The organism is Gluconacetobacter johannae, from assembly GCF_014174305.1.
GTDB lineage: Bacteria > Pseudomonadota > Alphaproteobacteria > Acetobacterales > Acetobacteraceae > Gluconacetobacter > Gluconacetobacter johannae.
The window spans coordinates 33,549-58,176 of record NZ_JABEQH010000020.1 but is presented as its reverse complement, the minus strand read 5'-3'; the positions used below and the strand labels follow the sequence as shown (position 1 = coordinate 58,176).

General features: G+C 65.3%; 25 protein-coding genes and 1 tRNA gene. 10 read left to right on the top strand and 16 right to left on the bottom strand.

Translation table 11 applies throughout. From position 1 onward, the window contains the following. The first annotated feature begins 118 nt into the window (after positions 1-118). The 6 genes from mnmE (at position 119) to HLH21_RS14060 (ending at position 5,809) form a co-directional block, all read left to right on the top strand. Positions 119-1,426, top strand: coding sequence for a tRNA uridine-5-carboxymethylaminomethyl(34) synthesis GTPase MnmE (gene mnmE, locus HLH21_RS14085; RefSeq protein ID WP_182944382.1), 1,308 nt, complete (start codon positions 119-121; stop codon positions 1,424-1,426). Positions 1,427-1,443: 17 nt separating this feature from the next. Continuing rightward, on the top strand, positions 1,444-3,306 hold the full coding sequence (mnmG, locus tag HLH21_RS14080) for a tRNA uridine-5-carboxymethylaminomethyl(34) synthesis enzyme MnmG (protein WP_182944381.1): 1,863 nt from the start codon (positions 1,444-1,446) through the stop codon (positions 3,304-3,306). Continuing rightward, positions 3,306-3,944, top strand: coding sequence for a 16S rRNA (guanine(527)-N(7))-methyltransferase RsmG (gene rsmG, locus HLH21_RS14075; protein ID WP_182944380.1), 639 nt, complete (start codon positions 3,306-3,308; stop codon positions 3,942-3,944). Before mnmG ends, rsmG begins: the two co-directional genes overlap by 1 nt. After that, positions 3,907-4,752, top strand: coding sequence for a ParA family protein (locus HLH21_RS14070; RefSeq protein WP_220789827.1), 846 nt, complete (start codon positions 3,907-3,909; stop codon positions 4,750-4,752). Before rsmG ends, HLH21_RS14070 begins: the two co-directional genes overlap by 38 nt. Then, positions 4,749-5,636 (top strand): ParB/RepB/Spo0J family partition protein, encoded by an 888-nt coding sequence (locus HLH21_RS14065; protein WP_182944379.1) that lies wholly within the window; start codon positions 4,749-4,751, stop codon positions 5,634-5,636. The genes HLH21_RS14070 and HLH21_RS14065 overlap by 4 nt, the downstream gene beginning before the upstream one ends. Before the next feature lie 97 nt (positions 5,637-5,733). After that, positions 5,734-5,809, top strand: a tRNA-Lys gene (locus tag HLH21_RS14060). Positions 5,810-5,918: 109 nt separating this feature from the next. Here the strand turns inward: HLH21_RS14060 and HLH21_RS14055 are convergent. The 5 genes from HLH21_RS14055 to HLH21_RS14035 all read right to left on the bottom strand — a co-directional run bounded on the left by HLH21_RS14055 (position 5,919) and on the right by HLH21_RS14035 (position 7,254). After that, positions 5,919-6,134, bottom strand: a complete 216-nt coding sequence (locus HLH21_RS14055; protein WP_182944378.1) for a hypothetical protein — start codon at positions 6,132-6,134, stop codon at positions 5,919-5,921. Continuing rightward, a complete protein-coding gene (locus HLH21_RS14050; protein WP_182944377.1) occupies positions 6,131-6,331 on the bottom strand; it encodes a hypothetical protein in 201 nt (66 codons plus the stop codon). The genes HLH21_RS14055 and HLH21_RS14050 overlap by 4 nt, the downstream gene beginning before the upstream one ends. Before the next feature lie 118 nt (positions 6,332-6,449). Beyond that, positions 6,450-6,629 (bottom strand): hypothetical protein, encoded by a 180-nt coding sequence (locus HLH21_RS14045; RefSeq protein WP_182944376.1) that lies wholly within the window; start codon positions 6,627-6,629, stop codon positions 6,450-6,452. A 125-nt stretch (positions 6,630-6,754) separates the two neighbouring features. After that, positions 6,755-7,030: a hypothetical protein gene (locus tag HLH21_RS14040; RefSeq protein ID WP_182944375.1), complete on the bottom strand. Its 276-nt coding sequence runs from the start codon at positions 7,028-7,030 to the stop codon at positions 6,755-6,757. Continuing rightward, on the bottom strand, positions 7,027-7,254 hold the full coding sequence (locus tag HLH21_RS14035; RefSeq protein ID WP_182944374.1) for a hypothetical protein: 228 nt from the start codon (positions 7,252-7,254) through the stop codon (positions 7,027-7,029). The genes HLH21_RS14040 and HLH21_RS14035 overlap by 4 nt, the downstream gene beginning before the upstream one ends. A gap of 318 nt (positions 7,255-7,572) precedes the next feature. On the opposite strand from HLH21_RS14035, the gene HLH21_RS14030 reads away from it, so the two are divergent. From HLH21_RS14030 to HLH21_RS14015, 4 genes are all read left to right on the top strand, one after another. Next, positions 7,573-7,956, top strand: a complete 384-nt coding sequence (locus HLH21_RS14030; protein ID WP_182944373.1) for a helix-turn-helix domain-containing protein — start codon at positions 7,573-7,575, stop codon at positions 7,954-7,956. 108 nt (positions 7,957-8,064) lie between these two features. Beyond that, positions 8,065-8,346 (top strand): helix-turn-helix domain-containing protein, encoded by a 282-nt coding sequence (locus HLH21_RS14025; RefSeq protein WP_182944372.1) that lies wholly within the window; start codon positions 8,065-8,067, stop codon positions 8,344-8,346. Positions 8,347-8,784: 438 nt separating this feature from the next. Further along, positions 8,785-9,702 carry a HipA domain-containing protein gene (locus HLH21_RS14020; protein ID WP_182944371.1) on the top strand — a complete coding sequence of 306 codons (918 nt, stop codon included), beginning with the start codon at positions 8,785-8,787 and terminating at the stop codon, positions 9,700-9,702. Position 9,703: 1 nt separating this feature from the next. Next, positions 9,704-10,456, top strand: coding sequence for an HIRAN domain-containing protein (locus HLH21_RS14015; RefSeq protein ID WP_182944370.1), 753 nt, complete (start codon positions 9,704-9,706; stop codon positions 10,454-10,456). Positions 10,457-10,464: 8 nt separating this feature from the next. Here HLH21_RS14015 and HLH21_RS14010 read toward each other — a convergent pair whose 3' ends face one another. The 11 genes from HLH21_RS14010 to HLH21_RS13960 all read right to left on the bottom strand — a co-directional run bounded on the left by HLH21_RS14010 (position 10,465) and on the right by HLH21_RS13960 (position 24,354). Then, positions 10,465-10,962, bottom strand: a complete 498-nt coding sequence (locus HLH21_RS14010) for a RuvC family protein (protein WP_182944369.1) — start codon at positions 10,960-10,962, stop codon at positions 10,465-10,467. Beyond that, positions 10,959-13,538, bottom strand: coding sequence for a hypothetical protein (locus HLH21_RS14005; RefSeq protein ID WP_182944368.1), 2,580 nt, complete (start codon positions 13,536-13,538; stop codon positions 10,959-10,961). Before HLH21_RS14005 ends, HLH21_RS14010 begins: the two co-directional genes overlap by 4 nt. Beyond that, on the bottom strand, positions 13,538-15,559 hold the full coding sequence (locus tag HLH21_RS14000) for a coiled-coil domain-containing protein (RefSeq protein WP_182944367.1): 2,022 nt from the start codon (positions 15,557-15,559) through the stop codon (positions 13,538-13,540). The genes HLH21_RS14005 and HLH21_RS14000 overlap by 1 nt, the downstream gene beginning before the upstream one ends. Further along, the gene (locus HLH21_RS13995) at positions 15,556-18,540 is read right to left on the bottom strand and encodes a transglycosylase SLT domain-containing protein (protein ID WP_246379788.1); all 2,985 of its coding nucleotides are present in this window, start codon (positions 18,538-18,540) and stop codon (positions 15,556-15,558) included. The genes HLH21_RS14000 and HLH21_RS13995 overlap by 4 nt, the downstream gene beginning before the upstream one ends. Further along, positions 18,489-18,695: a hypothetical protein gene (locus tag HLH21_RS13990; protein WP_182944365.1), complete on the bottom strand. Its 207-nt coding sequence runs from the start codon at positions 18,693-18,695 to the stop codon at positions 18,489-18,491. Before HLH21_RS13990 ends, HLH21_RS13995 begins: the two co-directional genes overlap by 52 nt. After that, positions 18,673-20,172 (bottom strand): terminase, encoded by a 1,500-nt coding sequence (locus tag HLH21_RS13985; protein WP_220789826.1) that lies wholly within the window; start codon positions 20,170-20,172, stop codon positions 18,673-18,675. Before HLH21_RS13985 ends, HLH21_RS13990 begins: the two co-directional genes overlap by 23 nt. Positions 20,173-20,293: 121 nt before the next feature. Next, the gene (locus HLH21_RS13980) at positions 20,294-20,704 is read right to left on the bottom strand and encodes a hypothetical protein (RefSeq protein ID WP_182944363.1); all 411 of its coding nucleotides are present in this window, start codon (positions 20,702-20,704) and stop codon (positions 20,294-20,296) included. A 413-nt stretch (positions 20,705-21,117) separates the two neighbouring features. Next, complete coding sequence (locus tag HLH21_RS13975; protein WP_182944362.1) at positions 21,118-22,329, bottom strand: AAA family ATPase; 1,212 nt, start codon at positions 22,327-22,329, stop codon at positions 21,118-21,120. Then, on the bottom strand, positions 22,326-23,132 hold the full coding sequence (locus HLH21_RS13970) for a bifunctional DNA primase/polymerase (RefSeq protein ID WP_182944361.1): 807 nt from the start codon (positions 23,130-23,132) through the stop codon (positions 22,326-22,328). The genes HLH21_RS13975 and HLH21_RS13970 overlap by 4 nt, the downstream gene beginning before the upstream one ends. Continuing rightward, the gene (locus tag HLH21_RS13965; RefSeq protein ID WP_182944360.1) at positions 23,129-23,563 is read right to left on the bottom strand and encodes a hypothetical protein; all 435 of its coding nucleotides are present in this window, start codon (positions 23,561-23,563) and stop codon (positions 23,129-23,131) included. Before HLH21_RS13965 ends, HLH21_RS13970 begins: the two co-directional genes overlap by 4 nt. After that, positions 23,560-24,354: a hypothetical protein gene (locus HLH21_RS13960; protein ID WP_182944359.1), complete on the bottom strand. Its 795-nt coding sequence runs from the start codon at positions 24,352-24,354 to the stop codon at positions 23,560-23,562. Before HLH21_RS13960 ends, HLH21_RS13965 begins: the two co-directional genes overlap by 4 nt. Between the last annotated feature and the right edge of the window lie 274 nt (positions 24,355-24,628).

Sequence of the window (24,628 nt, the reverse complement as noted above, 5' to 3'; positions counted from 1 at the left end):
ATCCGCCGCGAAGGTGACTCTGTACTCTTCCGCCGGATGACGCCACATGCAAGAGGATAGCGTGGGCTCACCAGCCCATGGTGACCTCACGGACAAGGCAGGGACGGACGCACACCCCATGACGGCACAGGCAGGACACCCACCGATCTTCGCGCTGGCGACCGGCGCCGGGCGGGCGGCGATCGCGGTCATGCGCCTGAGCGGGGCAGGGTGCGACGCCATCCTGCGCGCCCTGTGCGGGACGCTGCCCGCACCCCGGCAGGCATCGTTGCGCGGCCTGTGGCGGCGCGACGATCCGTCCGGCCCCATCCTGCTGGACCGGGCGCTGGTGCTGTGGTTCCCCGCGCCGCGCAGCTATACCGGCGAGGACAGCGCGGAATTGCACCTGCATGCCGGCCCGGCGGTGATCGCGGCGGTGTCCGACGCCCTGGTGGCATTGGGCGCGCGCCCGGCCGAACCGGGCGAATTTACCCGCCGCGCCTTTGCCGGCGGCCGGCTGGATCTGGTCGAGGCCGAAGGGATCGCCGATCTGATCGCGGCCGAGACCGAGGCCCAGCGCCGCCAGGCGCTGGACCAGTCCGACGGCAGGCTGAGCCGCCTGTATGACGGGTGGGCGGCCCGCCTGCGGGTTCTGCTGGCGCATCAGGAAGCGCTGATCGACTTCCCCGACGAAGACCTGCCGCCCGAGATCGAACAGGCGCTGCTGGACGACCTGGCCGCCCTGCGATGCGAGATGCAGGCCCATCTGGACGACGGCGGACGCGGCGAGAAGCTGCGACGCGGCCTGACGTTCGCCATCGTCGGCGCGCCGAATGTCGGGAAATCGAGCCTGCTGAACGCGCTGGCCGAGCGCGAGGCCGCCATCGTGTCGTCCATCGCGGGCACCACGCGCGACGCGATCGAGGTGCGGGTGGTGCTGGGCGAGGTGCCGGTGACCCTGATCGACACCGCCGGCCTGCGCGACACCCAGGACGAGATCGAGGCCGAGGGAGTGCGCCGGGCGCTGTTTCACGTGAAACACGCCGATTGCGTGATCGCGATGTTCGACGGCGAGACGCCGCCGGCCGACGTGCCGAAGGGGGCGATCCTGGTCCGCAACAAGATCGACCTGGGTCCGGCGCCCGACGGCGCCATTGGCATCAGCATCCATCAGGACCGTGGCATGGATGCGCTGCGCGCCGCCCTGGCCGAGCGGGCGCGGGGGCTGACGGCGGCATCGGCCGGCCCGCCGCTGACCCGGGCGCGCCATCGCGCAGCCATCGAAGAAACCGCTTCCCATCTGACCACCGCACTGGATATGGACTGGCCGGAGATGCGCGGCGAAGACATGCGCCAGGCCATGCGGGCATTGGGCCGCCTGACCGGCGCGGTCGGCGTCGAGGAGGTGCTGGACACGGTCTTCGGCCAGTTCTGCATCGGCAAGTAGGAAGGGGGAATGTTCGGGTGAAGGGCCAGCACGACGTCATCGTCATCGGGGGCGGCCATGCGGGGTGCGAGGCCGCCGCCGCCGCCGCGCGCAGCGGGGCGCGGACGCTGCTGCTGACACACCGGCTGGAGACCATCGGCGCCATGTCGTGCAACCCGGCGATCGGCGGCATCGGCAAGGGCCATCTGGTGCGCGAGATCGACGCGCTGGACGGGTTGATGGGCCGGGCGGCCGACCGGGCCGGCATCCATTTCAAGCTGCTGAACCGCTCGAAAGGGCCGGCGGTGCACGGGCCGCGCGCCCAGGCCGACCGGTCGCTCTATCGCCAGGCCATCCGCGACCTGCTGGCAGAAACCCCGAACCTGGAGATCGCGGAAGGGGCCGCCGGCGACCTGATCGTGGATGCCGCCGGCCACGTGGCCGGCGTGGTGTGCGAGGACGGGCGGCCGTTGCGCGCCGGCGCCGTGGTGCTGACGGCGGGGACCTTCCTGCGCGGCATGATCCATATCGGCCATGACAGCACCCCCGCCGGGCGGGTGGGCGAGGCCCCGGCCCAGGCCCTGGGCCAGCGGTTGCAGGCGCTGGGCCTGACCATGGGGCGGCTGAAGACCGGCACACCCGCGCGCCTGGATCGCGCGACCATCGACTGGGACGCCCTGGCGGAAGACCGGGGCGATGCGGTGCCCGAACCGTTCAGCCGGCTGACCACCACCCTTGCCAACCCGCAACTGTCCTGCCGGATCACTGCCACCACGGCGCGCACGCACGAGCTGATCCGCGCGCATCTGCATCTGTCGGCCGTCTATGGCGGGGCCATCGCGGGGCGGGGGCCGCGCTACTGCCCCTCCATCGAGGACAAGGTGGTCCGTTTCGCCGAGCGCGACAGCCACCAGATCTTCCTGGAACCCGAAGCCCTGCCGGGCAATCCGGGCGGCGACCTGGTCTACCCGAACGGCATTTCCACCAGCCTGCCGGCCGACGTGCAGGCCCAAATGATCCGCTCCATCCCCGGTCTGGAACACTGCGCCATCGTGCGCCCCGGCTATGCGGTGGAATATGATTTCATCGACCCACGCCAGTTGACGCCGGGCCTGGAACTCGCTGCCCTGCCGGGCCTGTTCCTGGCGGGGCAGGTCAACGGCACCACGGGGTATGAGGAGGCCGGCGCCCAGGGCCTGCTGGCGGGCATCAACGCCGCCCGCCAGGCCGGCGGGTCGGCCCCCGTCAGCATCGACCGGGGGGCGGCCTATCTCGGCGTCATGATCGACGACCTGACCACGCAGGGCGTCTCGGAACCCTATCGCATGTTCACCTCGCGCGCCGAATACCGGCTGAGCCTGCGGGCCGACAATGCCGACCTGCGCCTGACCGGGCGCGGGCTGGAATGGAGCTGCGTCGGCGCCGAGCGGGCCCGCCTGTTCCAGGCGGACCGCGATGCCATCGACGGCGCGATGCAGCGGGCGGCGGGCGAACATTTCCTGCCCGACGCCTTGAACCAGGCCGGCGTCCCGGTCTCGGCCGACGGGCGGCGCCGCACCCTGCTGGACGTGCTGGCCACAGCAGCGGCACCCGATGCCATCGACCGCGTCGCCCCCTGGTTCGCCGACCTGCCGGTGCGCGTCCGCCGCCATGTGGAAACCGAGGCGCGCTACAGCGGCTATCTGGCCCGCCAGGCGCGCGAGATCCGGCAGCTTGAGGCCGACACGCGCATCGTGCTGCCCCATGACCTCGATTATCGCCGCATCGGCGGGCTGAGCACCGAAATGCAGGAGCGCCTGGCCGCCGCCCGCCCGGCCAGCTTCAGCGCGGCGCAGCGCATTCCCGGCGTCACGCCCTCGGCGCTGGTGGCGCTGCTGTCGCATCTTCGGCAGGTGGCGTGATGTTTCACGTGAAACCGAACCCCGCAGGTGAGGCCGCGCCGTCGCCCGAACTGCGCCGCCGGCTGGACCTGTTCGCCGAGATCCTGACCCGCTGGAACGGGCGGATCAATCTGGTGTCGCCCCGCGACCTGCCCCATCTGTGGGACCGCCACATCGCCGACAGCCTGCAACTGGCCAGCCTGATCCCGCCCGGGGTCCGGCTGGCGGACATGGGCTCGGGCGGCGGCTTCCCCGGCCTGATCGTCGCCATGGCGACCGACGCCGACGTCACGCTGATCGAATCCGACGTCCGCAAGGCCGCTTTCCTGCGCGAGGCCGCGCGCCTGGTGGGCGTGCGCGCAACCATCGTGGCCCAGCGGATCGAACGGGCGGACATCGCGCCGGTGCAGGTCGTCACCGCCCGCGCGCTGGCCGCCTTGCCGCAATTGCTGGGCTGGGCCACCCGTTTCCTGGCCCCCGACGGATTTTGTCTGTTCCTGAAGGGCAGAAACGTCGAGGATGAGTTGACCTCGGCCGCTGCCGACTGGCACATGGCCATATCCCGATTACCAAGCCGCACCAACGCGGACGGTACCATTCTCAGATTGGGCGATATCAGGCGTGTCAGACACTCAGAAGAACGTGCAGCGGGTCCATGACGCCGTGCGCGCTCCTCGTATTCTTGCCCTCGCGAACCAGAAAGGCGGCGTCGGCAAGACCACGACGGCGATCAACCTGGCCGCGGGGCTGGCCGAGCAGGGCTTTTCGGTCCTGCTGATCGACATCGATCCGCAGGGCAATGCCTCGACCGGGCTGGGCGTCGGCTATGACGCCCGCCGGCTCGGCACCTACGCCCTGCTGATGGACGAAACCCCGCCGGGCGATCTGATCCAGGCCACCGAAGTTCCGAACCTGTCGATCGTCGCGGCGGATACCGAACTGGCCGGCGCGGAACTGGAACTGGTCATGCAGGACCGGCGGGAATTCCGGCTGCGCGAGGCCATCGCGCGGGCGGGGCAGGGCTTCGATGTGGTCCTGATCGACTGCCCGCCCAGCCTGGGCCTGCTGACCCTGAACGCCCTGGTCGCGGCCGACGGGGTCATCGTGCCCCTGCAATGCGAATTCTTCGCGCTGGAAGGCATCAGCCAACTGGTCCGCACGGTCGATCGCATCCGCCGCGCCTTCAATTCCGACCTGCATGTCGCGGGCATCGTGCTGACCATGTACGACCGGCGGAACAACCTGTCGGAACTGGTGGCCGCCGACGCGCGCGGCTTCTTCGGCGACCAGGTGATGGACACCCTGATCCCGCGCAACATCCGCATTTCCGAGGCCCAGAGCCATGGCCGCCCGGCCATGACCTACGACCCCAAATCCAGCGGCGCGATGGCCTATCTGGCCATGGCTAACGAAGTGGTGGCCCGGATGGGCATCAGCAAACCCAAACGGAAGGCCGCCCGGGCATGAGCACGAAGAAGGATCAGGCCCGCCCGCGTCTGGGCCGGGGGCTGGCGGCGCTGCTGGGGGACCAGGCCCCCACGATCGCCCGCGTGTCGGGCAAGGCGACCGGCGACCGGGCCGGCGCCCTGCCGGTCGATCTGCTGGAACCCGGTCCGTTCCAGCCGCGCCAGGTCATGGAACCCGAGGCCCTGAGCGAACTGGCGGATTCGATCCGCACGCGCGGCATCCTGCAACCGATCCTGGTCCGCCCGCACCCCGAGCGCGAGAACGTCTTTCAGATCATCGCCGGCGAACGGCGCTGGCGCGCGGCGCAGATGGCCGCGCTGCACGAAGTCCCGGTGCATATCCGCACGCTGGACGACGGCGACGCCATGGCGGCCGCCCTGGTCGAAAACCTGCAACGCGCCGACCTGAACGCGATCGAGGAAGCCGAGGGCCTGCAACGGCTGTTGCAGGATTATCGCCTGACGCAGGACGAACTGGCCGGCGCCCTGGGCAAGTCGCGGTCGCATGTCGCCAACATGGTCCGCTTGCTGAACCTGCCGGGGGCAGTTCGCAACGCCCTGCGTAATGGCGAGCTGACCGCCGGCCACGCCCGCGCCCTGCTGGCCCACCCCGACCCGGTGGCGGCGCTGAAGATCGTCCTGGACCAGGGCCTGAACGTCCGCCAGACCGAAGCCCTGATCCAGAAGACCGCCCGCCAGGCCCAAAAGCCCGCGCCCGCCGCCGCCGAACGCAAGGACCCGGAAATCCAGGTCCTGGAACGCGACCTGTCGGCCCGCCTGGGCCTGAAGGTGCAGATCGCATTCGACGGGAAGGGCGGGTCGATCCGCATCCTCTATCATTCGCTGGACCAGTTCGATGCGGTACTGGCCCGCCTGAACGGCTGACGGACCGTCTGAACCAGGGGGATTTTTTTCAACAAACCCCCTTGCCCTGACGGTGGTGCGCTGTTAGAAGCGCGTCACCCGAAAGGGCCAACTCCATGGGCGCATAGCTCAGTTGGTAGAGCAGCTGACTCTTAATCAGCGGGTCCAAGGTTCGAGTCCTTGTGCGCCCACCATGGAGCCCTTGAAATTCCACGATTTTCCGATCTGCCCTCAAAAGGGCAAAAACTTGCGGACCCGTAGCGGACCCCGCAGAACAAGCCGAAATGCGGACTTCGGCCGGACTCATGACAGAGCCTCACTGATCACCGCCAGGCGGCTTTCAATCTCATTCCCGACCCATTCCATGGCCATCGCGTAGGCCTCGGGCCTGACCCTGTCGTCATGCAGTGCCGCTCGACTGGCGCTGACTATCAGCACCGACAGCATGGCGAGGTCGCGGGTCTGTTGGTTGATTGCAGCAATGCGATCGGGCGTCGCCACAGGTAGCTTGCGGCTCATACCCTGGCCTCCTGCTGTTGATGCTGACGGGACACCCGAAACGCTGGGCGCCCCAATACCTCCTGCCAGTAACGGGAGCAGGTGACGTGCGGCAGGCCGAGCCGTGCGCCGATCTGCTTCCAGGTCAGTCCGGCCTCGCGCAGCCGGACCAGTTCACGGACCCGCGCCTCGGGCCAGACTTTGCGGGGACGGCCCATCAGGCTTGCGCCTCCCGCCAGAGACGTAGCGTGAAAGCCCCCAGGGCGCTGCTGGCACGGACGGACCAGCAGGCAATCGGGACCAGGACGAACAACGCGGCCTGTAGAGTGACGCGCCTCATCGCCGCCTCCCCGCCAGTGCCAGAATGTCGTGCGCAAGAGCCACGCCCCACTCGTCGGTATCGGGGCTATGCCTCGTGTCCTCGATCACCAGCCGCGCCTTCGCGACCAGATCCGCCATGGTGCGGGGGCGCCCCTCGTAGACCTTTGCCCGGGTTGCGATGTAGGCGCGGTTCACGCGCCGTCTCTCCGCCGCGGCAGCTGGCGCCCACTGCCCATCCGGGATAAGGCTGAGCGGGGCCTCTATCCGCCATGATCGGCGCTCGGTTCCCAGCGCGGACATGACCAGGCTGCGGAGGCGGCTCATGCCGCACCACCTTTCCGCAGGGCAGCGGCATCCTTGTCAGCGTTCTGAGCGATCCGCTCGGCATAGGCTGCCATCCACTGAACCGCGCCAATCCAGTCCGACACCACTTCCTCGGCGGGAGTGCGCACCAGATCCATGTCGCGACCAATCGCAAGGGCGACGTCGCGAAGGTCGCGTGTGTGGAGGGCCTGCCATTCGAGGGCGTAAGGATGGACCAGGACATCCTTCGTCCCGTCGGTGACGCCCTGGTGGTGGTCGATCGTCCGTTTCATCGTGACCACTCCCCCGACGGGTCTGCGGCGTCGGTGATTTCCTCCGACAGCCGAAAGAGTTCCTCCCCAGCCTGCTGCATGGCGAAACCGAGATGAGACAGCCGCTCCTGTGTCGCCTCGAAACAGGTCTGCCCGGCCGCGTTTCCGGCCCAGATCAGGAGCGTCGCAAGGTTCTGAACCTTGAAGCCGGCGGCCGCGATGGCATCCATGCGCTTCTGGCTCATCGGCCGCCCTCCGCCAGCACCAGCGGCGCATGAGCGGGCCGGGCCGTGTGGCTGGCCAGCGTCTCCGGCTGGGCGAAGCCGGCCAGGGCGACGAAAAAGAGGAACGCCATTGCAACCGATATCCCGGTTGCGCGTACGAGTGTCCATGCCCACGTCTGTGGGGATGTGCTATAGGCACGACTGGCCATTGCCGAGGTCTCCTCTCGGATGTGGTTAGGCCGGCTCCACGAGGACCAGTCGCGGTGCCGGCCAGCATTGGCCTTTCAGCCAAGGTCAGCTATAATCACTGATATTGCCCAAAGTCAATCATAGGAACCAATGTCAGATTTGACACCTGAGCAATGCCTGGGCGCTCGTGCGATGCTTCGCATGAAGCGCGATGACCTCGCGCGCAAAGCAGAGGTTGCTGTGGCAACATTGGCTGACTTCGAGGCGGGACGGCGCAACCCTCATCCCCGGACCCTCGTCGCTATCCGGTTGGCCCTAGAAGCGGCGGGAGTCGCATTCATTTCGGAAAATGGGGAAGGCGTTGGAGTCCGAATGAAGAGAAGTGTGGACAGCATCCATGAGGAATTATTCGGAAGGCCCCGGACAGAAGAGGAACGCCAACGCTATCGACCTTTGAATGAAACCCCTCAATGCAAGCCTTCGAGGGCAAACGTTACGAGCACATCGAAGCAAAACGAAGAGCAGGACACTTAACCCTTACTTGTCTTCCTGGAATCCGCCCGCATGGGGTTCGTTCCACAAGGAACCGTGCAACCATCCTGCGGGCTCGCCCTTGTCTTCTCATGGCAAGGAGAACAACCGATGGACGACATCACGCCCCTCATGACGATTGCACAGGCCGCTGCCTTATTAGGGCTGCACCCGGAGACGCTTCGTCGCGATATCCGCAGTGGCAAATTGGAGGCCTATAGACGCCCCCGGGCGACCCGGATCAGCCGACCTGCACTCCAAGCCTATCTCGAGCAGTTTAGAAGCCCGATGATTGATGCTGCCGGCATCGGGCCCGAAGAACGCCGATCCGTAGAAAGTGGCGTTGAAGTCGCTTTACGGATTGCAAAACTGAAGGCCATGGTGAAGCGATAACGTGCATTGTTATCTGGCGCCATCCGCACCGCCCTGGAGACCGCCGGCGTGGAATTCATCGCCGAGAACGGGGGTGGAGCTGGGGTGCGGCTGAGGAAGGACACGGGCCGGGGGCAATCGGCAACGTCGTAAATTGTCTTGACTTTTACCCGAATGGCGTGGCATACGAGCGAACGCATTGGGGCGTTAGCCCCCACCCCAAACCGGGGGTCGTGAGTTCGAATCTCACCCAGAGCGCCAATTTCTTCGGCTCTGGTAGCTCAGTCGGATAGAGCGCCGGTCTTCCATCAGCCCCCGCTTTCGAGCGGGGGTTTTCGTTTTGTCTCGAGAATTCGGCATTCCTCTTGAGATGACGCTGCTGTTCAGCGTGCTGGAGAGGCCGGATGAGGTTGACGAGAGTCACTGGCTCGATGGTCTTCGAGGAAAAGGCATCGACCGATGACGCCTATTTTTGTCGAGAAGTGGCCGTTTGATGAGGATTTCCCCTATCACCCCATCGGCTCTCAGCCAAAGCAGATTTTGATCTGCCCGAGCGATGAAACTGATGGCCGGGTTGTGGCTGGTCAGACTTACATTTTCAAGACAGCCAAGCGTTCATGGCAGGCGAATCAGCTTTGGTCTGAGATGATAGCGTCTCGCTTAGGGCAAAATCTCGGCCTCACTGTCCCGACATGTCATGTCGGCCTCAATCAGGAGACTGGGGCTCTAGGCGTGCTGATGCAGTCATTTATTCAAGGTCCTACAATCTCAAGGTCACGACGACTAATCCATGCCAAGGATATGCTAGCCCGCGTACTACGTGACCAAAAAACTGGGCGCCCGCACTCACTCCAGCTCAATTTATGGATTTGCCGATTGCTAGGGGCAAGATATGGATGGAGTGCGGTCGATTGGTGGGCAAAGACAATCGCCTTTGACACGTTGATAGGTAACTCTGACCGACATCCCGAAAATTGGGGATTCCTGAACGAGCCTGAGGTTGGCCTAACGATGGCGCCTCTGTTCGACAATGGCACTAGCCTCGGCTACGAGCACAACGATAGCAAAATCCAGGGCTGGGGGGTGAGGGAACTCGAACGATATGTATCCAAGGGCACCCATCACTGCTCTTGGGTTCTGGACGCGGATAAGGGCACACCCCATATTGACCTTTGTGAAATTTTGGTACAGGCGAACCCTGAAGCTGGAACAAGCATGCAAAATATGATTCGCTTCGGGCAATCGCTCGTGGACGACATCCTGCAAGAATGTTGCAGCTATTCCGTAGACATCTCGTTCACACCAGAGCGTGCCGCATTCGTTCGTTCGCTCCTCGGGCTGCGGCAGGAGCGTTTAGGTGCCATTTTGGGAGGCTGACATGGAAAACTGGATCCAACACGTCGCGAATCCCAAGAAGCTCTATTTGGCGTGGCAAGCACCTGAAAACTTTAACGAACGCTTTCGATGGATTGTGGCCGAACTTTTGCCAGATCCCGCGGGTCTCAGCCTTCGTTATGTTGATGACCCTGAGGAGTTCAAGCGACTGAATAGTGGTAAGACGATCGAGCGTATCCGAGAACTAGGTTATGCTGGATATCCGGCATTTAATCAGAAGCGGTCTTTGCATACGGAGGGTGTTGTCGACGCTCTACTACGTCGGCTGCCGCCCCGTAGTCGACCAGACTTCGATGCATATAAGAAGTTATTTCGTCTTGCCCCTGATCTTGTTCTCTCGGACATTGCGCTTTTAGCCATGACAGAGGCCAAGCTCCCTAGTGATGGCTTTTCTGTTGTTAATCCTTTCGATACAGAAGGTGCTAATCTGGATTTGATGCTGGAGATCGCTGGATATCGGCATTATGCGAGTACTCTATCTTCCCCGCCAAGGGTCGGCGATCGTGTTGTCATCGTCGATGAGCCCGAGAATTCCTATGACGAAAACGCTGTGATGGTGACGAGGGGTGGAGAAAAGATTGGTAACATCAATCGCTTGCAAGCTAAGGCATTTCGCTCTTGGCTAAACGAACGACAAGTTGAAGCTGTCATAGAGCGCCTAAACGGACGGCCGGATCATCCGCGGGCATTTGTTTTTGTGAAGGTGCGTCTGGTGGCTAACCAGTTTGCTGCTTAAGGCGGCAGTCAGCCGGTAGCCACCCGCACCGCAAACGCCCCGATCATCGCTGCCTCCGCCCGGCCATCGTCCTTCTTCCGCCTGAACAGGTCGGCGCAGGTCGGAAAGATCTGCATGGCGCGGGTTCGGGCGCCGTCCTTGTCGGCGGGGCAGCGCATGACCCGTTTCCACTCGTTCGGCCGGACGGTCGTCAGCGGCTTGCCCAGCATGGCCACGGCGCCCTCGATGATCCCGACACCCCGGCCGAACGACATGGCCGACACGCCTCCCATCTGAGGGCCCGCGTGAACCTGTTCCATCCAGACCTCGGCCGGGTCGTGGGCGCGCAGCAGCATCGCCAGCAGGGGCGCTGACACGATCTGCCGGGCCTTGCCGGAAACCGTGATGGCGGAGGTCGGCATGTCCAAGATCTCCACCAGTTCGCCGCGCCCGTTCAGGATGGCGACCGCGCCCTCGTTCCCCGGATCTATGGCGGCGATGATCCTCCGCTCGGAATCCGCGCTCATTGCGTCAGCCCCGCCGCGCGGTATGGGCTCCACGAGGGCGAGAGCCAGAAGCCTTGGCTGTTCTCCTGCCGCACCCGGTTCTCGTAGCGGCGCAGATAGCCGGGGTTCATCATCTCCTGGAGCCGGTAATAGACCAGATATTCCATCGCGCTCTTGGCGTAGAACGTGTTCAGCAGGGCCGCCTGGGGGATCGCCGCCGGCCATGGCACGTCATTGATGCCGAACCGCAGCAGCGCGCTGCCGGCCTCCTGGTTGGCCTTATGCGTGAAGCCGTAGTGGATGTAGCCGTCCTTGATCGACTGATACAGCAGCACGGCATCCGAGAGGACGCCGGCGGTCGGGCCGGCCAGCGTCGTCAGCGGGCCACCGCCGAACCGGTTGGCCTCGCCGAACAGGAAGTCGCCGAAGATCCCGGCCCCGCCTCCCTGCACAGCGGAGGCTGCGACGACCTTGGCGAAGTCGGACTTCGTCTCCGGCACCCTGGGGTCGCGCCCCTTGGCCAGATCCTTCAGCGACATCGAGACGTAGCCCAGGGCGGTGGTGGTCGCGATCAGCCACGCCAGGCCGGGCACGTCCGCGCCCGCCATCACGGCACGCTGGAATCCTCGGAAGTCGCCGGTTTCGTTGCCCGGCCCCATGCGCATCAGCTCGCGCTTCATGGTCCGCGACATGTAGGTGAAGGCGTAGCTTTTGAACTGCATCATCAGCCGGACCATCTCGCCCGCCACGGTGCCCGACTGGGTGCCCCAATTGGCCATGGTCCGGGTGCCGGCGGTGCCTTCCGTCATGCCCTCGCGCACCTGGTCGATGATGTAGGTCTGGAGCTTGCGTTGCAGGTCCGCTTTTGTGGCTTCGGGCTCGCCGCCGAGATGCGCCACCGCCTCGCCGGGCAGGTCGGTCAGATGGGCCGGCAGGATGTAGTGCCGCCCATCGGCCGCGAACATCTTGGCCTTCCTCAGCGCTTTCCATTCCGCCTCCTCGATGCCGTAGCGGCGCAGCGTGATCTGTAGGCGCTGGGGCAGGCTGCCGAATGCCTTGCCGGCCTGGCGCGCGAGGTTGTGGCTGAGCATCAGGGCGCAGGAGCGGCGCATGGCGTCGGTCCAGTAGGTGAGGCCCGTCCACCGATGGAACCGGCTCACCTGGGCGGACATGCGCCCGAGGCGGTCGTCCTCGGAGCGGAACCGGCTGACGACATCGCCCAGCAGGGAATCATGTGCGGCGCCCAGCATCGTGGCTGCATAGGCCCGTTCCTTCGACGCGGTGGGCAGAAGCCCGCGGACCATGCCCTCGTATCGCTCCAGGACCGGCACGCCGTTGTGGCGCAGCATGGCGGAGTTGACGCCCAGATCACCGATCGAGCTGAACAGGACGCCGCCCAGCATCCGGACCTGATTGACCAGACGCGCCATCGATCCAACCTTTGCCAGCGTCACATCCGCAGGCTGGTTAGCTTTGCCGGTGATGGTGTCGAAGATCCTGTCGTTCCACTGGCCTTGTAACCGCTTGACGGCTTCCGCATCCCCACGCTTGTTGGCGCGGGCGATCAGCCGGTCCATCCAGTCGCGATACATGGCCTCGGGGTTGGTGCCGAACTGCTCCATCAGGGCTGCATTCCGCGCGCCGTGCATCAGCCCCCGGAAGATGCTGTCCGCGATGTGCCCCCGGCCGAAGCGCTCGTTGTAGGTCATCCAGGAATCGGCATCCTTGAAATGCAGGACACGGCCATGGCTGAGCCGCTTGGCCATGGCCCCGGCTCCTTTCGGGCCCGCCGGACCACTGGCGCCCGTCGTGTTCTCATGAATGCCCGTCCGCAGGGCGTTGTAGATCTCCCGCAACCAGGCATCCCGGTCGCCCTCGACCCCGTCGAAGGTCCGTTCGTCCAGCAGTGGCCGGATGAAACTGACCCACTCTTCGGCCGTGGCGGCGGCGATCTTCCACATGTCGTGGCTCTGGCGCGTCACGTAATGCGCCTGCTTGCCGATCCACGCCCCGGCCTTGTTCAGGCGCAGGCGAATCTTCTCCTGGTAGGTGTGCAGGATCTTCGCGATCTTGGCCGCCGCCTCGTTGCCGGTCGGCTTGCCTGCCGCCGGGTCTTCCAGGCGCCACAGCTCGCGGCCGATATCACGGTCGAAATCATGCGACCGGTCGAGCAGGGCATCAAGCACACCCGCCTGCTTCAGGTCAGCTTCCAGGGTGGAGATGATCGCGGCTTCGGACTGGTGCATGCGGGCATCGACTGAGTCCGCAAGTCCGCGCTTGTTGCCTTCCACGCCGGTCAGGATCGCCCGCACCCGCTGGGCTTCCTCTCCCTCGCCGACAGCCGCGACCAGGCCGCGCCGGATGCGCAGGTTGATGACCTTGTTCCGCCGCTCGACGATCGCGGCCAGGTTCCATTCATGGCCCAGCTGCCTGGCTGCCTCGGTCGCGGCGTCGCGGGGCGCCATACCCTCGCGCACCAGGCGATCGATGCGGTTCTGCGCGGCCGTAAAGAGGTCGTGCAGTTCGTCTTCGCTCAGCTCCCGGCCGGCGGCCTTGATGGCGGCGGCGAAGCAGTCGCGATATGATCCGTCAGCCATTACAGCCTCCCGGCCATGCAGAGGGTCGCGGCCTCGATCGCTCGCGCATCGCCCTCTTCGGTGGAAAATTCAGTGTCGATCGCGGCCAGGGCCTTGCGCTCTTCGTCGGTGACGCTGGCCTCGAATTCCGCCCGGTCCTGCTCATAGGCGGTCCGTGCCTCGGCCAGCTCGCGCGCGGGATCACTGGCATCGGCCTCCGGCGCACCATGCGCGCCCTGGTCGACGCTCTGGCGGGCAGCCTGGACCTCGGGATGGTCGGCCAGCGCGCTGCGGCGCAGGGCATCCATGGCGGCGGCCTGCTGGTTCGGCGCGTTCAGGATGTTCTGCGCGGCGCCGATCTCCGGCTCGCCCGTCTCGGCCACGCTGCCAGCGGTGGCCCGAAGGTAACCCTGGTAGGCTTCAGCCACCCGGTCGAGATAGTGCGGTGGCCGAGGGCCACGCGCGCGCCGGACCTGATCGAGCGCCGCGGCAATCGCCGGTCGCCGGTCATCGCCTGTCGCCTGCAAGACCGCCCGGGCCAGGGCGGCAAGATCGCGGTCGGAGGCCGAAGACCCGATGCGCCGGGCGTAACGCCCCAGGCTACGGTGGGTGAGGGCGTGCAGCACATCCTGCCGGGACTGGATGCGCGCTGCTGCTGCGCGAAACTCCGGCGTGTTCCAGGCATCGGGCCCGGCGACACGCACGCGCTTCATACGGGACTGGATTTGCCGGATCTGCTTCGCCAGCGCGCTCTGGCGCCGCTCCAGACCGCCGGCATGCGCCAGGGTGCGGGCCATCTCCAGCGCCCGGTCGGCAGCAGACTGGCCACCGCCTTCGGTCACCATGCGCAGTTCGTCTTCCAGCGCCGCGCGCCGCGTCGCCGGCAGGCTGTCCTGGGCCAACTCATCGCGGATGGCCGTGATCCGGTCGCCGGTCGTGTCCTCGACCTGTCGGGAGTAGCGGTCCCGTGCCGCCTGGGCTTCCTGTCCAAGCTGGTCATGCTCGGCCTGAAGCGCATCCGCTCGGCTTTGCAGGTCTTCCGTCGAGGCGCCCGCCCGGTCGTTCTGCGCCGAGGCCGCTTCGTCGGTTGTCGTCGCCTCGTTCAGCAGGCCGTCCTGATCCGCTGACAGGCCTTCTTGTTGCCGCTGCCAGCCCGCCAGTTCGTCCGAGACGTTGGCCGCTTCGTTCTGGTGAAGCAGGCTGTCCTGGAAGCCCAGCCCCTCGCTCACAATGTTCGGCCGGTCTTCGACCAGGGCGGCGATCCCCTCGCGCATGGCGGCATCGTGGGCCAGCGGGCCGGCCTCTTCCATGTGCTGCGCGATCGGGTTGACGGCTTCAGGGGCCGCTTCGGCCGCCTCGGCGGGCTGAGACGCCGCGCGCCCGGCACCCAGCCGATCGGCAATCGCGCCGCCGGCAGCATGCAGCCCGCCACCGAATAAGCCGCCGATGCCGATATCGATCAGGGCGCGCGACATGCTCCAGTCGTTCTGGTCGGCATGGTCGAGGGCCGCGTTGGTCGGTTCCAGCAGGGCCTGCCCGGCCATGCCTTGGGTGGCACCGGCCAGCGCCCGGGTTGCCAGCGTGCTTTCGATCCCGGCCCGGCCAAGGATCGCCGCCGCGCGGGTCTCGCCAAGGCCAGGAACGAACATCGAGGCCACATTGAGCGGGTCGAACATCTGAGGCAGCAGGCGCGAACCAAAGCCGCCGATGCCGGCAATGACGCCGCCCGGTCCGCGCGCGATGATGCTGCTCCGCATCGCCTGGTCCTGCCGGGCCTTGTAGAGCGAGGACGCCACGGAATCCGCCGTGTTGCTCTTGAAGCCCTCCCCCGGATAGCGGGCGTTCGCCTGCTCGGGCGTCAGCATCTCGCCGTTGGGGTCGTAGGACGAAGCCAGCCGGCCCAGGCGCGCGGTCGGTGTCTCGGCCATGCCCGACTGGAATTCGGCCGCCATCTGCTCGCCGAGAGAGCTGGAGATCAGGTTGACGCCCTGGGCGCGCTCCGTCGCGCTGTCGATCGGGTCGCCGGTGTAAAGGCCGGTCATTTCACAAGGCTCGGGCTGATGGAGGCAACGGAATTGATGCCGGGAAGCCTGGGCGGGTATTTCCCGTTGCGGATATCCTGGAACAGGACGGTGATCGGCTTCCCATCCTTGCCAAGGACCGGAAGAAAAGTGCTGCTCGACATCAGCGTCAGGCCGGTCTCATGCGCGTTCGGAATCCACGATCCTTTCCGCGCATCGCTGAGGGCGATTTCCTGTCTCTGTGCCTGCGTCAGGTTCGGGTCGCCGCCCTCGGGCGCGAGGCTGTCCGGTGCGAGTCCGTCCATGACCCGGCTGGTCGCGTCCTCGGTGGCTGACAGCATGCCCTTCGGGACGCGCATCGTGCCGTTGAAGTCGTATTTCCGGCCCAGGATGCCGTCGTAGGCATCGTTCATCGCCGTCTGGAAGCCCTTGCCGTTCGCCATGTAGTAGAGAACCAGCCGTTTCACGCTCCCATAGATGGCGTTGTAGGTCGCCAGCCCGGCGCGGTTGCCCATCGTGGTTCCCAGAAAGTCCCTCATCAGGGTCGGCAGGCCGGACGTGGGATCGTCGATCTTTCCGGCATCACTCCCGGCATGGACCCCGGCGGCGGCCGTCAGTTGCTGTTCCGACCCGGCGTGGATGGCCCGTTCCATGTCCGCCCGCGCGATCACCTGGTTGGGCTGGTTCATGATCCCCAGCGCCACATAGTCCGGGCTCAAGCCAAAATGCTCCTGATACTCGCCGAAGACCCGGGGCCACGCGCTGTCGTCGCTGTCTCCGCCATACCGGCCCGCCAGGGCATCCAGGATCTGGGCCGCGCTTGTCTTGGCGGGGTCCGCGTCCGTCAGCATCTGCACGTCATGCTGGCCTTGCGCTTCGGTCAGGATGCGGGGGCGCAGGACGCCCTGATGGGTCTGCATCGCATCGCTGGCGGTGATGGCGTCCCTCTGGGCCTGCGCGATCGCGTTCTGGTCGTTCGACTGCATGGCGTGGGCCAGATGCTGTTGGGCGGTCTGCACGGTCGAGGCTTCGGACACCGCTGCCACCGGGTCTTTCGCCAGAGCCTCCTGCCGGCGCTGGGCGAAGGCCGCGACACGCTCCACGAACTGCTGGTGTAGCTGGTAATCCTCGGGGGCGATCTGGCCATTCATGCCGGTCGCAGGGCTCGCCGTGGCGCCCATCATCCCCTTCATCGACCGGACGGCCGCTTTCGATCCGGCGCTGTTCGGATCCTGAAGCGACCGGATGCCGTCCGCGATCTCCTGCGGCGTGCCGTTCTTCATGCCGGCGAAGACCGTCGCGGCCTGCTGGCCGGTCACCAGGTCGTGGGTTTTCTGTTCGGCTTCCTGCGCGGGGTAGAGGGTCTGGAATTGCCCGATGATCGGAGTGATCGCCGGCTGATAGGAATCATCCCCGTTCAGCTGCGCCGCCTGGATGCCCGACACCTGCTTCTCCAAGGCGGCCCGCTGCGTCGCAGTCTGGACCTGCCACTGGTTGCGACGGGTAATGATATTGGCCCGGACCCGATCCCCGACTTCCGGGTCCATGCCTGCCGTTGCTGCATCCACTTTGGACAGAATCTTGTCATAGTCTGGTGGGCTATATCCGGCAGACAGTGCCGGCTTGCCATGGTTTTGGAGCCCAGCCCGCGACACGTAGGACCGCGACTCCCGGAACGGGATCTGCTTCAGCCAATCCGTATCGCTGATCGCGCCAGTCCTCGGATCGCCGTATGTCTTCAGCCATTCATCGACCCGGCCGGGGCCGGCATTGTAGGCCGCCGTCGCCAGCGTCTGATTGCCCCCATAGCGGTCCAGGAGCATGTCCTTGTAGGACCGGCTGACCGTCATGTTGTAGGCTTGGTCGTTCCTCAGGCGGTTCTCGTCCCATTGCAGCCCCACCCGCGCCGCGGCGGCTTTAGCGCTGCTGGGCCGGATCTGCCCGGCGCCGACCGGAGCGTCCGCACCGCCCACACCCGATGTCAGGGGCGCGCCGCTGGAATCGAACTGCTGACGTCCGCTCTCGATGCGGATCTGGCTGTCCATCACGTCGTCCGGGTTGGCATCGCGCGGAATCGCCACCACCCCGTCATCGGCAGGCTGCCCCAGCAGTTCGCGCGTAACCGCATCGGCATCGGCCTTCACGACATGCGGGCGCAGGTTCGCCGCGATGCTGGCATAGGCGGTCGGACTGATCAGGCCACGGTTCGCCAGGAGCCGCTGCTGTGCCTCGATCGGCTGCCCGTTCTGCAAGGCGGCTGTGATGGCCTTGTCGAAGAACTGGTCGCGGTCGTCCTGCAGCTTCTGCTGCACAACCGGATCGGACGGCTTCATGCCATAGGTCGTGGCATAGAAATCGGTGAGAACCTGCTGGCTGCGGCCCAGCCCCAGCGACAGCGCGCGGGGGTCGCCATAGTTCTGGACCCCCACTTGATGCGCCATCTGGACCGTGGAACCGACGCTCTGCCTCGCATAATCCTGAGCCTGGGCGGCCACATGTTGGCGCGCCTGGTCGAGCGCCATCTGAGTGTAGCGCATGCTGTTCTGGTCGAACTGGTCACGGGCTGTGGTGCCAGCCTGCAGCCCCGACCCTGCGTTTTGTTGCGTTTGCTTCAGCTGATTGACGAAGCCGTTCCATGCGGCGATGGCCGCCGGCCCCTGTTGGTTGAGGAAACCCGGCTTCGTGCTGTCGTTGGGGTCGCCATAGAGCAGCGTGTTGACCTGGTCGATGTGGCTGTTCTGGGCGTTGTTGGCCCGGACCATGCCGGCCTGCTCGGCCTGTCTGTTCTGAGACGCGGCCAGGACATCGCCGGCCTTTCCCATCTGGTCGCCGAAGCTGCGCAGACTGCTGGCAATGCCGGCGCCGAAGGCATCTGGATCGATCTTGGTTTCAGGTGCCGCCGCGATTCCGTCAGGGGATTTGCCGGGCGTGAATGTCGGGACATTGGCCATCAGGCGGTTACCCCATCCCAAATCAGGACACCACCGACATCTGTGAAGCATCCACAAAAGCCGCCGGCTTTCAGGTGGACGCGCATGGCGTTCTGCAGGTGCTCCCGGTTCATGGTGCGCCTCAGGAAATCGCCTAGGCTTTCCAGGCCGTCACCGTCGGACGGCGCCGAAGCCATGTCGGCTTTATGCTGCTGCGAATGGGTCATAATCGGCCTCCACTCTCGGCGCGCCCCAGGGACTGCCGTGCGGGGATGGAAGGATGGGATAGGCGAACGTCAGGGCCAGCGCGTCCGCCACGTCGGGCGAGGCGCCGATACGCTTGCGGATGGCGTCCTTCGGTTCGATCTGGATTTCGTCGCGGGCGTTGTGGCCGAACTCGGGCGCGGTCAGGTCGGCGATCAGTTCGGGATCATCTGGGATGGCACCGGTCTTCAGCCATTCCCGCATCATCCCCCACATCTCGGCGCGCTTGTTGGCGTAGCGCGAGGCATCGCTGGCATAGTTCGCCCGGTCGGCCTTCCCGCCGAACTGGACGCCGAAGACCGCCGGCACCCGGAGCTGACGCAGGCGATCCACGACACCAGCCCCGATGCCGCCCGCGTCCACGAACACAGCCTCGCACCGGTATTGCTGGGCCGTGTCTGCCACCTTGGCCGCGATCTGCATCAGGTCGGCCACCCGTAGTTTCAGGAGCGGCCAGTTGCGCGCATCCTGGCCTTTGCGGACATAAATGACGGTCTGGTCGGAACCTTGCCGTGCCACATCCACGCCAATGACGATGGCGTCAAAGCTCCTGCCGGCGGCATCCCGCATCCGTGCCGCCTCAACGGTGTCGGACGGGATGAACTGGGCCGAGCCGGCACGCGGGAAAACGCCTCGCACGCGGATGCGGACGAAGTCGCTGTCCTCGCCATAGTCGTCGACCCATTGCTGGATCTGTTCCTTGTTGGTGATCCGGACCGTGCGGCTGTCAATCTGGCGCGTCGTCCAACGATGCTTGAACCGGCCGAAGCAGTCGCGGAAACGGCCAGTGTTGCGCGTGGGGTTGCCGGCCACCAGCCAGATGATGTCCGTGTTGTCGTCGGTCAGCGCGCCTTCGGTCGTCTGCCAGATCACGTCCGGAATGGCCGAGGCTTCGTCGAAGACGACCAGGATGCGCTTGCCTTGGTTGTGCAGGCCGGCGAAGGACTCGACCCGATCAGGCGACCAGCTGATGGCGTCGATGCGCCATGTCTTGGCGTGGGTCGGGTCAGACGAATAGATCGCGGTGGCCGCGACCTCGAACCATGACCGCCACAGGAAGACCCGGAACCAGCGGTTCAACTCGGGCCAGGTCTTGGTCGCCAGCTGCGCCGCGGTGTTGGCGGTGACGACGCCGCGCGTGTCCTCGCATGTGGTGATAGCCCACAGGATCACCCATGACACCAGCGCCGATTTGCCGATGCCGTGCCCCGACGCAATCGCGATCTGGATCGCCTGGGCCGGCGACAGGATGCCTTGACCGATTGCCCGCAAGATATCAGCCTGCCACGCATCCGGGCCGTCCATGCTGGCCAGATCGGTCCCAGGTTCACCCCAGGGGAAGGCCGACTGCACGAACCGGAGCGGGTCGGTGGAACACTCGGCCGCCAGCTGGACCAGATCGTCCTGAAGCTGCTGCGTCAGAGGGGCATCCGGATCCATCATTCGGCGCTCCACCTGATACTATATCTGGTGATGAAATCGAGTTTAACCCCAGAAATCTGCCAATCTCCGTCGTGTCGTGTGATAAGCGGACCCAGAGCGGACCTTTCGCGACAGGAAATCATGCTTTTTCGGCCTCGGCGCTCGGTGCGATCGCCAGCGTCTTGGCCGCCTCGATCTGGCCAGTCGTCGCCCCTTCGATCGTCAGTTCCCGCTTGCGCGCGCGGGCGAGCTGATCCGCGATGCTGATTGTGTGCTTCACATCAGCCGTCACCGACGATGCCGATAGCGCGGGCTTCTCGAACCGGATGGCAGCCTTGGCGGCATCGAGCTTCAGGTCCAGTGGCACTTCGGGATGGCGATACATGGCGACCAGCACGTCATGAGCGCCGAATTGCGGACCACTGGCCACGTCATGCCCCAGCGTCGCCGTGATCCTCTCCATCTGCTCTTCCAGAGCGACCGTGCGCTTGCGACGGGTGCCCTTCTTGAGCCCCGCCGGATTGCCCGATTGTCCCGGCTGGAAGACCATTGCTTGCGATTGCTCTCGTCCGTGTCTGGTATTGTCACCCTACCAGATTGAATACTTCACCGTCACCTCGGCAGAAGCAGACAAGTTCGGACATTACTAGACAGGGAAACATTTTTTCCTGTCGTCACCCGGCATCTTCGACAGGATCGCACCTGGCGTCACTGATGGACGAAAGCGGCGTTGCAAGTGACGGTTGCTGAGGTGAGAAAAAGGGGCTGCAAGTGAGCTCTTCGTTTTAGAATGAACCGTTGCATAGTTACGAGGTAACGGGGGCACAGGCTCAGGATCGTCTCGCCCGTTTGCACGGGACTCGCACGGAACCTGCACGGGTGGATAGACCGCACGGATGGTCTATCCCCCTATAGGGTTCCGACATCCGTGCGCGCGCGGAAGTTGCACGGAAGTTGCGCGGATCATGCTTCGTCATCCTCAAGCCATGTGACGCTGTCGGGGAGGCCGTCAGTCGAGCGTAGACCTTTCCCCGTTCCTCTATTCGACCTTCTGAAGGTCGCAGTGATGAAGCCAGCGGCCATCAGCCCGTCCATGACCTTTCGCTGCCCGTCAGCCGTGACGATGCCATGTTCGACCAACAGCCTCTTGATTGATCGTGCATCGGCAGAAAAGCGCGGGCTCCACGGTCCAGCCGGGCTGCCTCTTTCCACACCGACCTGAATGGCTGCCATGGTGTCCTGAGAGATCGTATCTTCTGGCGGTGCCCAGGGCAGCATGACAGCCACATGGTCACCGTTCGCCAATTCGTAGGACTGGCGCTCGAACCATTCTTCACGACCGATCGGGGCAGCATTGATCTTGGCGCCGTCAACGCGCGAGAAATAGCGGCGCTGGTCAGCCTTGATGCCGAAGGTGTTGGCCTCATCCTCGCTCATCACGGTAACCGTCAGGACGATGCGTGCCGCGCCAATGACAGCGGAGGCACCGCGGGCGATGTCCGGATCTCCAGCTGTCGCTGCCGAGCCTTTGCGCGTGTGGTGCAGGAGAACGAGCGCGAGATTGTGCTGGATGGCCAGGCTGCGGAAATAGGCCATCACCGTCCTGACGGCCGTGTTGTCGTTCTCTTCGGCCTCGTGCAGTTCGACCAGCGGATCGAGCATCAGCACGTCCGGCTGCATCGTCTCGATCATCTTGAGCATCTGGTCCATGGCCGGCGTGGCGCGCAGTTCCTTGGTTTCACGATCATAGGCCAGGAGCGTACCGATTGTGTCCGTGCCCAGCCTCATCACGCACCCGGCGAGATCGGCCGGTCGGGCACCGAAGAAGCGGAGGGCACCAGAGAAGCGGCGCCGCTGCTCGTCCCTGTCGTCTTCCGTGTTGTAGGTCATCACCTTGACCGGCTGGACATCCATCCGCCCATAGGGCTTTCCAAGCGCCAGAGCGGTTGCCCATCCGACCATCAGGCTCGATTTGCCGGAAGCCGGCGCCCCGACCACGACCGTGACGGCACCGCGCAGCAGTAGCCCGGTCGCGACCCAAGGACGTCGTGGGATATCCTGCTCCAGCCAGCCCTCGGCATCCTCGACCAGCAGCGCCGGTGTGGTGTCAGCACTGATCTGGGCTTTCCGCACACCTTCACGCACGATGCTGTCGATGTTCAGGGCTTCGCTCAAGCCGCGCCTCCCCGAGCCCGCAAGGCGGACGTTATCGTCTTCTCTATTTCCGGCACGGTGAGCCCAGCCTGGAGGGCAGCGGCGGCCATCGCCTCGGCAATCTGCCCGGCCGTCAGATGCCCCTCTGGGATGAACCGGGCCAGCGCATAGGTCTCGGCGTTCAGTGTGTCATTGCGTCGCCCTTGCCCGGCTGACGCGACCGCCTGGACAGCACCCCGGACAGCACCCCGCACATAGCGGTCAGCATCCTCGATGCCGCGCTCGATCTTTGCCAGATCGGCCTTGGGCGGTGGGGGCGGGACGGCCATCTCAGCCAGCCACGCAGGCCATGGGGCGGCAGGGGCCTTGCTCACCACGTCCAGCCCGGCGGCAGGCCACCAGATGATATAGCCGCCATCGGCCCGCACATCGATGCCAGGGGCGATCCGGCTGGCGCTATTGCGCATGCCTTCCCGATGGCGGAACAGCATGTGCAGGCCGCCCGACCGCGTGCGGTGGGTGCGGGTCGCCGGCAGCCGGGCGCAATGCTCGGCATGCCAGTCGTCTGCGCCTTCCTTATGGAGGTCCAGGTCCAGCACATCGATGCCGGACGCGGCCCCCGTGGCGACACCCACCAGCGGGCCCGGATAGCGCCGCCACAAGGTCATGATGGCATCCGCCTTGGTTGCTGCATCCTTGAACCCATGCGGGCAGGCCGGTTGCTTGTTCTCCTGGCAGGGGAAGACAGCGGCACCATGCTTGCCCAGGTTCACGGCCTGGATGATGTGGGGCGGCAGAACCGCGAGTTGGCTGGCGGCGCTCATTCCTCGTCCTCCTGGCCAAGGCTCTGGCGTCCCATCTGGATGAGATTGCGAAAGCGCTCTTCCGGGCTCATGCCCGCCTGGAGAACCTTCGTCGCGCCAATGCCGGCCCGATAGAATTCGTTCTCGAAGGTGCCATCGTCCGGCAGGAAGCCGCACTGCCTGAAAGCGCCGATCGTGCCCTGGGCAACGGAATGCGGGGCGATCAGCACTTCCCCCGCGTCGGTGCTGACCATCCGGACGCTGTCCTGGAACGACCCAGAGCGCGTCATCTGGAGGAAGATGCCCTGCGCGTCGGCCGGCAGTCCGGCCGCACTCACCAGGTCTGCGCAGGAATGCCACGGCAGCGCGACCACGCCGTTGGGGGCCGCGAAAAACCGGATGGCGCGTCCACGCAACTGGCCGGTATAGATAGGGTTGTGCAGGGGCTTCATCCGACTGCCCTCCCGGTCAAACGGAACCAGTGCCGGATTGCGGCGTCCATCGTCACATCCGCTCTGGCCTTAGCCACAGGCTCGCTCTCGCCCTTTCCGGTCCAGACCGTCATCGCGATCGTCAGAGCGGCAGTCAGTCCATGCTGGAACTGGTCGTCAGAACTGTTCTTGCTCTGATGGTAATCGGCCAGCATCACACCCAGCCGGTGAGGCATGACAGTCGCAAGGTCCGGGCCGCGATCCTCGCCGGCGTAGATTTCATCCAGACGGGAGAATGCTCCTTTGGCGGCGAGCCGGGCGTTCTCCTTTCCGTCCTGCTCGGACATTGCCCCTTGCGAAACCATGTCGTGGATAAACGTGCCGATGCGTTCGGTAATGCGGTGGATGGCGACGCCTAACGGTAGGCGGTATTCCCGGCACATGTCGGCCATCATGTATCCGGCCCCTTCCATGTTGACGCGGGTTTCCCCGTCGATCTGGGCCTTGTATTCCGGCGGCATCGTGGCCCAGATCTTCTCAGCCACCACCTCCGGGCCGATGTCCTTGGGGCGGTGGTCCATCACGGGCCAATCGTGAACGGCGCTGATGCGCTGGCAGAACTGACGGGCTTGCAAGGCATCCATGGCGCAGGCCAGCGGACAATCCGTGCCATCATTGAAAATGGCGGTGGGTAGGTAACGCCCCTCGACCGGGCGAACCCACAGGCAGCGCACAGCATCGGGGGCCAGGGTAGCCGGGTCCGCGATCACGTCGGGAATCGCGGAGGCGGTGCGATAGGTGCGTTTGCTCATCGCATAGCCCTCCCGGCCTCGATGGCAGCACTGGCGGCCGCGATCGACGGAAAGAGGACCGGCAGCCGGCAACCCGGCATCAGCACACCGACGCGCGGCTCGCCATCGGGGCGGCAGGCATCGGACAGGAGGATCAGGCGGGGCACACTTCCCCCGCTGCGGACGCACTTCGGGCGCCCGCGCTTTTTCAAGCTCGGCATGGCACTTTTCCGATATGCCAACCGCGATTTCTTCTGGACGATCGACCCGAAATGGCTCTACAAGCTGACCTGTC

Bases quoted from the DNA above. Each gene is read 5' to 3' on its own strand.
- mnmE (WP_182944382.1), top strand. From the start codon at position 119: ATGACGGCACAGGCAGGACACCCACCGATCTTCGCGCTGGCGACCGGC.
- rsmG (WP_182944380.1), top strand. From the start codon at position 3,306: ATGTTTCACGTGAAACCGAACCCCGCAGGTGAGGCCGCGCCGTCGCCC.
- HLH21_RS14065 (WP_182944379.1), top strand. From the start codon at position 4,749: ATGAGCACGAAGAAGGATCAGGCCCGCCCGCGTCTGGGCCGGGGGCTG.
- HLH21_RS14055 (WP_182944378.1), bottom strand. From the start codon at position 6,134: ATGAGCCGCAAGCTACCTGTGGCGACGCCCGATCGCATTGCTGCAATC.
- HLH21_RS14050 (WP_182944377.1), bottom strand. From the start codon at position 6,331: ATGGGCCGTCCCCGCAAAGTCTGGCCCGAGGCGCGGGTCCGTGAACTG.
- HLH21_RS14040 (WP_182944375.1), bottom strand. From the start codon at position 7,030: ATGAAACGGACGATCGACCACCACCAGGGCGTCACCGACGGGACGAAG.
- HLH21_RS14035 (WP_182944374.1), bottom strand. From the start codon at position 7,254: ATGAGCCAGAAGCGCATGGATGCCATCGCGGCCGCCGGCTTCAAGGTT.
- HLH21_RS14030 (WP_182944373.1), top strand. From the start codon at position 7,573: ATGTCAGATTTGACACCTGAGCAATGCCTGGGCGCTCGTGCGATGCTT.
- HLH21_RS14025 (WP_182944372.1), top strand. From the start codon at position 8,065: ATGGACGACATCACGCCCCTCATGACGATTGCACAGGCCGCTGCCTTA.
- HLH21_RS14020 (WP_182944371.1), top strand. From the start codon at position 8,785: ATGACGCCTATTTTTGTCGAGAAGTGGCCGTTTGATGAGGATTTCCCC.
- HLH21_RS14015 (WP_182944370.1), top strand. From the start codon at position 9,704: ATGGAAAACTGGATCCAACACGTCGCGAATCCCAAGAAGCTCTATTTG.
- HLH21_RS14010 (WP_182944369.1), bottom strand. From the start codon at position 10,962: ATGAGCGCGGATTCCGAGCGGAGGATCATCGCCGCCATAGATCCGGGG.
- HLH21_RS14005 (WP_182944368.1), bottom strand. From the start codon at position 13,538: ATGGCTGACGGATCATATCGCGACTGCTTCGCCGCCGCCATCAAGGCC.
- HLH21_RS14000 (WP_182944367.1), bottom strand. From the start codon at position 15,559: ATGACCGGCCTTTACACCGGCGACCCGATCGACAGCGCGACGGAGCGC.
- HLH21_RS13995 (WP_246379788.1), bottom strand. From the start codon at position 18,540: ATGCTTCACAGATGTCGGTGGTGTCCTGATTTGGGATGGGGTAACCGC.
- HLH21_RS13990 (WP_182944365.1), bottom strand. From the start codon at position 18,695: ATGACCCATTCGCAGCAGCATAAAGCCGACATGGCTTCGGCGCCGTCC.
- HLH21_RS13985 (WP_220789826.1), bottom strand. From the start codon at position 20,172: ATGGATCCGGATGCCCCTCTGACGCAGCAGCTTCAGGACGATCTGGTC.
- HLH21_RS13980 (WP_182944363.1), bottom strand. From the start codon at position 20,704: ATGGTCTTCCAGCCGGGACAATCGGGCAATCCGGCGGGGCTCAAGAAG.
- HLH21_RS13970 (WP_182944361.1), bottom strand. From the start codon at position 23,132: ATGAGCGCCGCCAGCCAACTCGCGGTTCTGCCGCCCCACATCATCCAG.
- HLH21_RS13965 (WP_182944360.1), bottom strand. From the start codon at position 23,563: ATGAAGCCCCTGCACAACCCTATCTATACCGGCCAGTTGCGTGGACGC.
- HLH21_RS13960 (WP_182944359.1), bottom strand. From the start codon at position 24,354: ATGAGCAAACGCACCTATCGCACCGCCTCCGCGATTCCCGACGTGATC.